Here is a 10,810-nt window from a genome sequence, read left to right on the forward strand (position 1 = left end):
GTGGCGGCGGGGGCCGGGGCGCTCCTGGGGGTGGCCGGACTGGTGCGGGCGGCGGTGGCGGTGGCCGCCGCGTGCGGGGCCGCCGAGCTGTGGCTGCGGCACTGCACGCGCCGCCTCGGGGGCGTCACCGGCGACGTGTTCGGCGGGCTCGCCGAGACGGCCGCCACCACCGCGCTGGTGGTGCTCGCCCTCGGCTGACGCCCCGGCGCCGGGCGCCCTTTACGGGGCCGGTGCCAGGCCGTGCGGCAGGGTGCCCCAGGGATGGTCGCCGGCGCCGGGGACCGCGCAGTACAGGTCGGCCCCGCGTTCCCGGACCAGGGCCGCCGGATCGACGCCGGCCGGCACCCCGTGGACGAGATGGCACAGGCTGGCTCCCGCCCCGGTCCGGGACGGCGGCGCCTTCCTGCGGTAGTCGGCCCAGGTGCCCTCGAAGGTGACGAGCACGTCCGCGAGCCGGGCGTACGCGGGGTGCGGGGTCGTCCCGTGGTTGAGGACGAGCGTCTCCGGGGTGGCCGCCGCGAGCCGCCGGTAGTAGTCCACCCCGGCCTCGGTGGCGGCGGCCTGGTCGAGGAAGGTGCCGTCGGTGCCGTACCAGGAGCCGTGCAGCGACACGTCCCGCAGGACATCCGCGAGGGGCCGGCGCCCGTAGTCCGTGTCGACGTACCCGAGCACCCGCGCGCCCCCCGCGCGCAGCCGGGCGCCCACCGCCGCGAACGCCGGGTCGGGGGCCTCGCCGGGCCCACTGGCCGGGTTCAGCACCACTCCGTACAGCCGCGGAGCGACGGCGAGCAGCGCCTCCCACTCGGCGGGCCGGACGAGGGGGTGCTCGTAGTAGGGGACGAGCAGATTCCGGGCGGTGCGGGGGGCGGCCGGCGCGCCGGGTCCGTGAGACAGGGCAGGGGTCGGCGGGGGCGGGCTCATGGGCGGGATCTCCTCCGGGGGTCGAGAGTCCGGGCCGTACGGGAGGGGCCGGAGCGCCGGGTCCGTAAGGCCGGGGCGCCGGGTCCGTAAGAAAGGCCGAGGCGGGATCACCGGCGGGCCCTCTTCCGAGGGCGGGTGCTGGCCGGGGTCATCGGTGGGCCGTGGCTCGGCGCAGTCGGGTGCAGGCCAGCGTGGTCTGGGCGATGGCCGCCGTCCCGTAGACGAGCAGGGCCGTCCGGTTCGGGGTGCCGGAGTGGGTGGCCAGGGCGATGGTCTGGGCGAGCGCGGCGGCGCAGGCGACGACGGCCGTGCCGGTGACCGCGCCGAAGGACTGGAGCAGCAGCCCCGTCCACAGCACCACGCCCAGCAGGAGCAGCCCGGCGAGCCGTACCGCGTCCGGGGCGGCGCCCGGGTGCGGCCACAGGGCGGAGGTGCCGAGGGTGAGGGCGAGCAGCGCGGCGAGGTAGGCGGCGAGGCACCGGACGAGGACACCGCCGGTGATCCGCCGGAAGGCCCGCACCGAACCGCCGGCCCGCAGCCCGGCGAGAGTCCCGCCGCGGAACCGGTGCAGCAGCCACTCGGCCGGCCCCATGCTGAGGGTCAGCGCGACGGCGGCCGGTGCGGCGACCGTCGCGGAGGGCCCGCCCGCGAGGGTGTCACCGAGTCCCGCGTACAGCACGAGGACCCCGCTGCCGAGCCCGAACAGGGCGTACGAGAGGGTCCCGGCGGCCCGCCGAGAGGTGCTGGTGCTCCGCCGGAGGCGGAACCGGCCAAGGACACGGGGGCGGGCGGACGTCATGGCCCGGCCCCCGGCCACGGGCCGGCCCACGGAGGCCGGGCGGGGCACGCCGGCGCGCCCGGAGGGGCCAGTTTCACGCGCCCCGGGGCCGGCGGCCTTTGCCCCGCGTGGCCCGGCGGGCCGGTGCGTGCCGCGTCTCCAGGGCCGGGCCCCCTTCCACGCCTCCGGGGTCACCTCGCGGAGGGCGAGAAGGGCGACCGCGGCGAGGGAGGCCAGGAGGAGGGCCGTGCGGGCCGGGGCGGGCAGGGGGTGGAGGGCCGTGGTGAGGGCGCCCGCCGTCATGGGGGTCAGGGCGGCGAGCAGGAGCCGTTCGCGGCCCAGCACCAGCAGGACGGTGGCCGCGCCCAGGTAGGCGGACTGTCCGGCGGCGAAGACGACGGCGGCGCCCGGCCGCGCGGCGCCCGCCGCGGCGAGGGCCACCAGGGAGCCGAGCAGCACGCCCGCCGGGGTGCCGACGAGCAGCGCGCGGCGCGCCGCCGCCCGGTCGCCGAGGCCGAGCCAGGTGTACGCGCGGTACGCGAGCCCCTGGTTCCAGGCCCAGCCGCACAGCGCGCCCGCGAGCAGCGGCACGGTGCCGGCCGGAAGCCCGAACGCGCCGGGCGGGCCCGCGAGCAGCGGTCCGGCGAGGACGTAGCCGAGGCCCGGGAGGGCGAAGACGACACCCCGCAGCAGACAGCCGAGGAGGCCGATCCGCCAGGGGTCGTGGGGCGGCGCCGCCGGTTCGGGGTGGCGCCGGACGACCCGGCCGTACAGCTCCTCGGCGAGCGCGAAGGAGTCGCGCACGCCGTACCGCTCGCGTATCTGATCGTCCGACAGGCCGTCCGACTCCAGGGCGGCGGCCACCTCATCGGGATGGACGGCGGCGGCGACGAACTCGGCCATGTGGCCGGCGAGTTCGTCGATGGGGTCGGGGCGCGCCCAGCCCGGGGAGCGGCGCTGGGCCGGCAGCGCGGGGAGCGGGTCCTCGACGTCCTCGAAGGCGCCGGGCGGGCGCAGGGTGTCGCTCACCGGCCGGTCCCGTCGGTGGCGGCGGCCTGGTACCAGGGGTCGCGGAGTTCGAGGGTCCAGTCGGCGACGGTCTCGACGGTGGGCTCGTACACGGCGGGCCGGCCCGCGAGTTCCTGGTAGATCGTGCGGAAGGCGTCGACCGAACGGCGCAGCGTGAACCGGTCGATGACCCGCTGCCGGGCCGACTCGCCCAGTTCCGCGCGCCGTTCGTCGTCGCGGAGCAGGGTGAGGGCGGCGGCGGCCATCTTCTCGGGTTCGCGCGGCGGGACGACGATGCCGGTGTCGCCGACCGCCTCGCGGACTCCGCCGACGTCCGTGGAGACGGTCGTACGGCCGCAGGACATGGCCTCGATGACGGAGAAGGGGAAGCCCTCGGAGATGGAGGAGAGCATGACGACGTGCCCGGCCGCGTAGGCCCGCCACACCTCGCTGATCCGGCCCTCGAAGGTGAGGCCGTCGGTGACCCCGAGTTCGGCGGCGAGCTTCTCCAGCCCGGTCCGGTAGGCCTCGCCGCCCGGGGGCACCGGACCGAACAACCGCAGCCGGGTGTCGGGGAGTTCGGCCCGCACCATGGCGTAGGCGCGCAGCAGGGTCTCCAGGTCCTTGATGGGGTCGACCCGGCCGCACCAGGTGAGGGTGGGCACGGCGGGTTCGGCTCCGGCGTGCGGGAAGGCGTGCGGGTCGACGCCGTTGTAGACGGTGCGGATCCGGTCCCCGTCGGCGCCGCCGCGCTCCTCCCAGCGCCGGTTGTACTGGTTGCAGGGGGTGATGAGGTCGGCGGCGCGGTAGCCCAGGGAGTTGAGTTCGCGGTAGAAGCCGAGCATGAACGCCTTGACGGGCCAGCGCTGTTCGGCGGCGCGGTAGCCGAGGTAGCGCTCGCGCAGGTAGATGCCGTGCTCGGTGAGCAGGAAGGGGACGCCGTCCAGGTGGTGGGCGGCGAGCGCGGGCAGGGTGGCGAGGCCGCTGCTGACCGCGTGGGCGACCGAGTCCTCGGGGACGCGGACGCCGAGCGGGCGCAGCGCGTGTTCCAGCAGGTCGGTGGCGGTGAGCGCGTCGTGCACGGTGGGCCCGGCGGCGGCGGTGGGCAGATGCGGCAGGGTCCAGATCCACATCAGGGAGCGCAGTGCCGCCTCGCCGCGCAGGGCGGCGGAGAGGCGTCCTGCGCGGGCGAGGACGGCCAGTTCGTACAGGGCCTCGCCGAAGTCCCCGGCGCGGTCCGGGCGCGGGTCGAGGAAGGCGAGCAGGAACCGCTCGTAGGTGTCGGTGAAGCGGCGCCGGGCGCGGCCGGACGGTGCCCGGGTGCGGCCGGGCCGGGGGCCCCAGGTCGGCACCGCGGTGTGCCGGTAGACGTTGGGCGGCAGCTCCCAGGTGACGGGTTCCCGGCCGCTGCCGGTGAGCGAGACGAGATGGAAGTCGACCTCGGGCATGCCCTTGACGAGCTGGTCGCACCAGGTGCTGACCCCGCCGTGGACGTGCGGATAGGTGCCTTCGGTGAGCATGGTGACATGACGGCCGGTGCGCATCACGCGCGGTTCCCCCCTGGGACGGTTCCGTCCGGAGGGCACCCCCGGCCCTCCGGTTGCACGGCTCGCACGCGCACCCCGGCCGGTCGGACCGGGGTGCGCGTGGTGCCGCGAGACTGCCTCGCTACGAGGAGGCGGGCAGGTTCAGCTTGAGCGCGGACTGCAGGGCTTCCGGGGTGGTCCAGTCGTTGCGCCGGCCGGCGTAGGCGGTGCCGAACGTGGCGGTGCCGAGGAGGAGTTGCTTCTTGGTGCCCTCGGGCACGGTCACCGGGATCCAGGTGCCGGACGGCGCCGTGACGGTGACGGTGTTGCCGACCCGGTAGGCCGTGACCTTGCCGCCGGCGAGCGCCGCCTGCCAGGCCGTACGGCGCTGGAGTTCGGTGCCGATGGCGCTCTGCCGGGGGTTCTGGAGCGGGGCGTTGTCGGCGTAGAGGGCCCGGTAGTCGGCGAGGACCTTGTCCAGGACCGGGTAGAGGATGCGGTCCTCGGCCAGGTTGGACTGGTGGACGTAGTGCGGGCGCGGGTCGTTGCCGATGGCGTGGCCGAGCGCGGTGCGCGCCTCCAGCGGCACGATGTGGTCGGCGTAGCCGGTGGCCGTGTCCAGCGGGGCGGGCAGGCAGGTGGAGGTCGCGTCGTTCTCGCAGATGCCGCTGCCGCCGTCGGCCTTGGAGGTGTAGATCCAGTTGTACTCGTCGGCCATCTCCTCGGCCCGGCCGGCGTTGTAGTAGACGTTCATCGGGTAGCGGGGCACGGTCAGCGCGCTGCCGACCGAACGCTGGGCGGGTTCACGGGAGTTGTCGGAGCCGGTCCACTTGACGCCGTTCGCGGACAGGGCGCCCGCCAGGTTCGGGTTGTCGTCGGGCTGCTGGGGCAGCGTCCGCAGGCCCGAGTGCTCGCCGGTGATCAGCTCGGTGCGGTCGGTGGACAGGCCGTGCGAGGAGGCCCAGGAGTTGTTCTGGGAGATCTCCGCGGAGATGTCGGCGCGGCTCATGTACCTGGTCGAGCCGTCGGCGTTCTTCGAGCAGCTCCACGGCACGGTCGTGGTGTCCTGCGCGCAGCCGAGGAAGAGGTGCGTATACGTGTGGTTCACCCAGCGGTACTTGGCGCGGTCCGCGAGCAGCCGGGCGGTGAGGGCGTCGGTGCCGCCGTGTTCGCTCTTCCACTCCTCGCCCGCGCCCGCGTTGAAGGCCAGGTCGAGCGTGAAGCCGTGGGCGGCCTGCCACTGGGCCGCGTAGGCGGCGTCGTCGGCGGTCATCCGGATCGGCGTGGTGGTGTCCTCGCCGTCGCCGCCCGCGCAGTCGATGTCGCCGGGCGTGCAGTTGCGCAGGGAGTCCCAGCGGGCGTCGGGCGCGAAGACGTCGTCCACGTGGACGGAGAAGTAGTTCCGGCTCTGCCCGAGGTGCACGCCCTGGGTGAGCCATTCCACGATGCCCCGGGCGAGGACCTTGAACTGCTTCTGGTACTGGTTGTAGGCGAAGGTCACCACGAGTTCGCGGCGGCCGTCGTGCGCGTACTGGCCGAGCAGCGTGCCGCCGGTGGGGGCGTCCAGATAGCTGGTGAACCCCTCCCTCGGGTGCGCCGCGTAGCCGTAACTCTCGTCCACCGCCGGGTCGTTGTCCTCGAAGGTGAGCGGTCCGTCGAGGTAGCGGAAGGGTCCCGCGGTGCCCGCCGCGGTGAGCTGGGTGCGGGCGCCGTCCAGGACGCCGGACCAGCCGCCGTTCTGGTCGGTGTAGTCGAGGCCGACCTCCGGGTGCGCCCAGGTGTAGGCGTCCACCTGCGGGATCCCGAAGGTCTTCTCGTACGTCTCCAGGGCGGTCTGTTCGGCGGAGCCGGGGCCGAACGGGGCCTCGTTCGGCAGGACCACGCCCTGGTACTTGGCGCGCGGGGCGCCGCCGACGGTGTCGCTCAGGAAGGCGGCGTCGATCTTCGGGCGGCCGGTGTCGGTGAGATCGACCCGGGTGTACGGGATGCCGCTGTTCTTCAGCTCGGCGGTGACGGCCGCGACCTGGTCCGCGCCGTTGTCGACGACCAGGACCTTGAGATCGACGCGCGGTGTGGCCGCCGCGGTCGCGCCGGGTGCCCCCACCCCCAGCGCCAGCAGTCCGGCGGCCGCCACGGCGGCGGCCGTCGCTCTCCTGCGGTGTGCGCTCTGTGCCATGTCGGTGTCTCCCCCTCGGAGATCCCCTTTTCGGTGGAAACCGAGGGGGATCTGTGGAATTCATGCGAACCGGCGGACACCAGGCCCGCCGGAACACGACGAGTGTTGCCCAGGTGACCACGGGTGAGGGGCGGGAACCGGACAAGGGCACCACCTGGAGGTGAACGCCCGCAGGAATGAGCGAAACGCGGCCCCGAGCGTAGGCTCGTCCCGGGTACTTGCCCGGCCCCTGGCGGGGGCCCCGGTAAGGACCGCCCCCGAGGACGGATCTAGGGTCAGCCGTCGGGCCCGGTCGACCCACCTCTCTCGGCCAGACGAACTTTCAAGGAAGCGGAGATCTCACCACCGTGACTGCTCTCACTCTCAGCACCGCCGCGGCGTCAGGTCTGCGGGCCGACGCGATCGTCGTCGGCGTCGCGAAGGGCCCCAAGGGCCCGGTCGTCGCACCGGGCGCCGAGGCCGTGGACAAGGCGTACGACGGCGGGCTCGCCGGAATCCTGGAGACCCTCGGCGCCTCGGGCTCCGAGGGCGAGGTGACCAAGCTGCCCGCGCCCTCCGGATTCAAGGCCCCCGTCGTGCTGGCCGTGGGCCTGGGAGCGCTCCCGGAGGAGGGTGACGGCTTCGACGCCGAGGTGCTGCGCCGCGCCGCGGGTGCCGCCGCCCGCGCGCTCGCCGGCGCCAGGAAGGCCGCGTTCGCGCTGCCCGTGGCGGACGCCGCGGACGCCGGTGCCCTCGCCGAGGGCGCGGCCCTCGGCGCGTACGCCTTCGACGCCTACAAGGAGTCCGGCCGGGACGGTGCCGCCGCGAAGAACGGCAAGGGCCCGCTCGGCGAGGTCGCGCTGCTCGGCGGGAAGCCCAGGGACGCCGCGTACAAGGCGGCCGTCGCCCGCGCCACGGCGCTGACGGACGAACTGAACCGCGCCCGCGACCTGGTCAACACCCCGCCGAACGACCTCAACCCGGAGTCCTTCGCCGCTGTCGCCACCGCGGCCGGCAAGGAGCACGGCATCAAGGTCCAGGTGTTCGACGAGAAGGCGCTCGTCAAGGGCGGCTTCGGCGGCATCCTCGGCGTCGGCGCCGGCTCGGCCGCCGGTCCCCGCCTGGTGAAGCTGTCGTACACCTCTTCGAAGGCCAAGAAGCACCTCGCCTTCGTCGGCAAGGGCATCACCTACGACTCGGGCGGCATCTCGCTCAAGCCGGCCGGGCACAACGAGACGATGAAGTGCGACATGGCCGGCGCCGCCGCCGTGTTCGCCGCCGTCGTCACCGCCGCGCGCCTCGGTCTCGACGTCAACGTCACCGGCTGGCTCGCGCTCGCCGAGAACATGCCGTCCGGCTCCGCCACCCGCCCGGGTGACGTGCTGCGCATGTACAGCGGCAAGACCGTCGAGGTCCTCAACACCGACGCCGAGGGCCGGCTCGTCCTCGCGGACGCGCTGTGGAAGGCGTCCGAGGAGAAGCCGGACGCGATCGTCGACGTGGCGACGCTGACCGGCGCGATGGTCCTCGCGCTCGGCAACCGCACCTTCGGCGTGATGGCGAACGACGACGCGTTCCGCGCCGCGATCGTCGACGCGGCCGAGGAGGTCGGCGAGGAGTCCTGGCCGATGCCGCTGCCCGAGCACCTGCGCAAGGGCATGGACTCCCCCACCGCCGACATCGCCAACATGGGCGAGCGGATGGGCGGCGGCCTGGTCGCCGGCCTGTTCCTGCGCGAGTTCGTCGGCGAGGGCATCACCTGGGCGCACCTGGACATCGCAGGCCCGGCGTTCAACGAGGCCGGTCCGTTCGGCTACACCCCCAAGGGCGGCACCGGTTCCGCGGTCCGCACCCTGGTGCGGCTCGCCGAGCTGACCGCCGCCGGCGACCTGGGCTGAGCCCGGGGCCCGCGGGCGGCCCCGGGTGTCCGCGCCCGGGGCCGCCCGTCCGGCCGTACGAGCGGTTCGCCGTCGACGAAATCCATGGGTTCGCCCCGGCTCGCACCCCCGCGACGTGATGGATCAGACGTCCCGCACACCGGCCCGGCGTCTCGCTCGCCCCCGACAGGTGCGAAGATGGGTTCTCGGCAGGACAGGGCCCCACCACAGGGCCGAAGAAGAGCGGCCGGACACCAGCCGCCGACCGGTCACTGGAGACCGGCGTGGCGCACATGCATGGAGGACGTGACGTGGCGAACGACGCCAGCACCGTTTTCGACCTAGTGATCCTCGGCGGTGGTAGCGGCGGTTACGCCGCGGCGCTGCGCGGAGCGCAGTTGGGCCTGGACGTCGCCCTGATCGAGAAGGACAAGGTCGGCGGTACCTGCCTGCACCGGGGGTGCATCCCCACCAAGGCCCTGCTGCACGCGGGCGAGATCGCCGACCAGGCCCGCGAGAGCGAGCAGTTCGGCGTCAAGGCGACCTTCGAGGGCATCGACGTACCCGCCGTCCACAAGTACAAGGACGGGGTCATCTCCGGTCTGTACAAGGGTCTGCAGGGTCTGATCGCGTCCCGCAAGGTGACGTACATCGAGGGTGAGGGCCGGCTGTCGTCCCCGACCTCCGTCGACGTGAACGGCCGGCGTGTCCAGGGCCGTCACGTGCTGCTCGCGACCGGCTCCGTGCCGAAGTCGCTGCCGGGCCTGGAGATCGACGGCAACCGGATCATCTCCTCGGACCACGCCCTCGTCCTGGACCGCGTGCCGCAGTCCGCGATCATCCTGGGCGGCGGGGTCATCGGCGTGGAGTTCGCCTCCGCGTGGAAGTCCTTCGGCTCCGACGTGACGATCATCGAGGGCCTCAAGCACCTCGCGCCCCTCGAGGACGAGAACTCCTCCAAGCTTCTTGAGCGCGCGTTCCGCAAGCGCGGCATCAAGTTCAACCTGGGCACCTTCTTCTCGAAGGCCGAGTACACCCAGAACGGTGTCAAGGTCACCCTCGCCGACGGCAAGGAGTTCGAGGCCGAGGTGCTGCTCGTCGCCGTCGGCCGCGGCCCGGTCTCGGCCGGTCTCGGCTACGAGGAGCAGGGCGTCGCGATGGACCGCGGCTACGTCCTGGTCGACGAGTACATGCGCACGAACGTCCCGACCATCTCCGCCGTCGGCGACCTGGTCCCGACGCTCCAGCTCGCGCACGTCGGCTTCGCCGAGGGCATCCTGGTGGCGGAGCGTCTGGCCGGTCTGAAGACCGTCCCGATCGACTACGACGGTGTCCCCCGGGTGACGTACTGCCACCCCGAGGTCGCCTCCGTGGGCATCACCGAGGCCAAGGCCAAGGAGATCTACGGTGCGGACAAGGTCGTCGCTCTGAAGTACAACCTGGCGGGCAACGGCAAGAGCAAGATCCTGGGCACCTCGGGCGAGATCAAGCTCGTCCAGGTGAAGGACGGTGCCGTGGTCGGCGTCCACATGGTCGGCGACCGCATGGGCGAGCAGGTCGGCGAGGCCCAGCTGATCTACAACTGGGAGGCGCTGCCGGCCGAGGTCGCCCAGCTCATCCACGCCCACCCGACGCAGAACGAGGCGCTCGGCGAGGCCCACCTCGCCCTCGCGGGCAAGCCGCTGCACTCGCACGACTGACCGGCCGCCCGGCCGCCCCAGTCACCCGCGTCGAGCAGGGCGCGACGACGACCACAGACTTCCGCACCTTCCCCAGGCTCTCGACACCGCTCGAGCAGGGGAGATCCCATCGTAAGGAGCAACAGAAACCATGCCGGTTTCCGTAACCCTTCCGGCGCTCGGTGAAAGCGTCACCGAGGGCACCGTCACCCGCTGGCTGAAGGCCGAGGGCGAGCGCGTCGAGGCCGACGAGCCGCTGCTGGAGGTGTCGACGGACAAGGTCGACACCGAGATCCCCTCGCCCGCCGCCGGCATCCTCGCCTCCATCAAGGTCGCCGAGGACGAGACCGTCGAGGTCGGCGCCGAGCTGGCCGTCATCGACGACGGCACGGGCGCGCCCGCCGCCGCCCCCGCTCCGGCCGCCGAGGAGGCCCCGGCCGCCGAGCCCGAGCCGGAGCCCGCCCCGCAGGCCACCCCGTCCGCCGAGGCCGAGGCGCCCGCGCCGGCCCCGACCGCCGAGGCCGCGTCCGGCGGCGGTTCCGCCGAGGGCACGGACGTCGTCCTGCCCGCGCTCGGCGAGTCCGTCACCGAGGGCACCGTGACCCGCTGGCTGAAGGAGGTCGGCGAGGAGGTCGCGGAGGACGAGCCGCTGCTGGAGGTGTCGACGGACAAGGTCGACACCGAGATCCCCTCGCCCGCCGCCGGCGTGCTGCTGGAGATCGTGGTCGGCGAGGACGAGACCGCCGAGGTCGGCGCCAAGCTCGCCGTGATCGGCGCTCCCGGCGCGGCTCCCGCCGCCGCGGCCCCGGCCGCTCCGGCCGCCCCCGCCGAGCAGCCCGCGCCCGCCGAGCAGCCCGCCCCGGCCC

At 74.0% G+C, this 10,810-nt stretch carries 8 protein-coding genes; 4 read left to right on the plus strand and 4 right to left on the minus strand.

What is annotated here, in order from left to right:
* The coding region (locus AB0912_RS35365; protein ID WP_366707341.1) for an adenosylcobinamide-GDP ribazoletransferase at positions 1-198 on the plus strand (198 nt) is incomplete at its 5' end.
* A 21-nt stretch (positions 199-219) separates the two neighbouring features.
* On the opposite strand, the gene AB0912_RS35370 is transcribed toward AB0912_RS35365, so the two are convergent.
* From AB0912_RS35370 to AB0912_RS35385, 4 genes are all read right to left on the minus strand, one after another.
* A complete protein-coding gene (locus AB0912_RS35370) occupies positions 220-921 on the minus strand; it encodes a spherulation-specific family 4 protein (RefSeq protein ID WP_366707343.1) in 702 nt (233 codons plus the stop codon).
* A 148-nt stretch (positions 922-1,069) separates the two neighbouring features.
* On the minus strand, positions 1,070-2,728 hold the full coding sequence (locus AB0912_RS35375; protein WP_366707345.1) for a hypothetical protein: 1,659 nt from the start codon (positions 2,726-2,728) through the stop codon (positions 1,070-1,072).
* On the minus strand, positions 2,725-4,251 hold the full coding sequence (gene pelF / locus AB0912_RS35380; protein WP_366707355.1) for a GT4 family glycosyltransferase PelF: 1,527 nt from the start codon (positions 4,249-4,251) through the stop codon (positions 2,725-2,727). The genes AB0912_RS35375 and pelF overlap by 4 nt, the downstream gene beginning before the upstream one ends.
* Before the next feature lie 124 nt (positions 4,252-4,375).
* Entirely contained in the window at positions 4,376-6,409 is a 2,034-nt protein-coding gene (locus AB0912_RS35385) for a hypothetical protein (protein WP_366707347.1), read from the minus strand.
* 347 nt (positions 6,410-6,756) lie between these two features.
* Between AB0912_RS35385 and AB0912_RS35390 the strand changes: the two genes are divergently transcribed.
* From AB0912_RS35390 to AB0912_RS35400, 3 genes are all read left to right on the plus strand, one after another.
* On the plus strand, positions 6,757-8,286 hold the full coding sequence (locus tag AB0912_RS35390) for a leucyl aminopeptidase (RefSeq protein ID WP_366707349.1): 1,530 nt from the start codon (positions 6,757-6,759) through the stop codon (positions 8,284-8,286).
* Positions 8,287-8,576: 290 nt separating this feature from the next.
* Positions 8,577-9,965 carry a dihydrolipoyl dehydrogenase gene (gene lpdA / locus AB0912_RS35395; protein WP_366707351.1) on the plus strand — a complete coding sequence of 463 codons (1,389 nt, stop codon included), beginning with the start codon at positions 8,577-8,579 and terminating at the stop codon, positions 9,963-9,965.
* A 130-nt stretch (positions 9,966-10,095) separates the two neighbouring features.
* Positions 10,096-10,810: biotin/lipoyl-containing protein (locus AB0912_RS35400; RefSeq protein ID WP_366707353.1), on the plus strand; the 715-nt coding region annotated here is incomplete at its 3' end.

This window comes from Streptomyces sp. NPDC007084, from assembly GCF_040703595.1.
Lineage (GTDB): Bacteria > Actinomycetota > Actinomycetes > Streptomycetales > Streptomycetaceae > Streptomyces.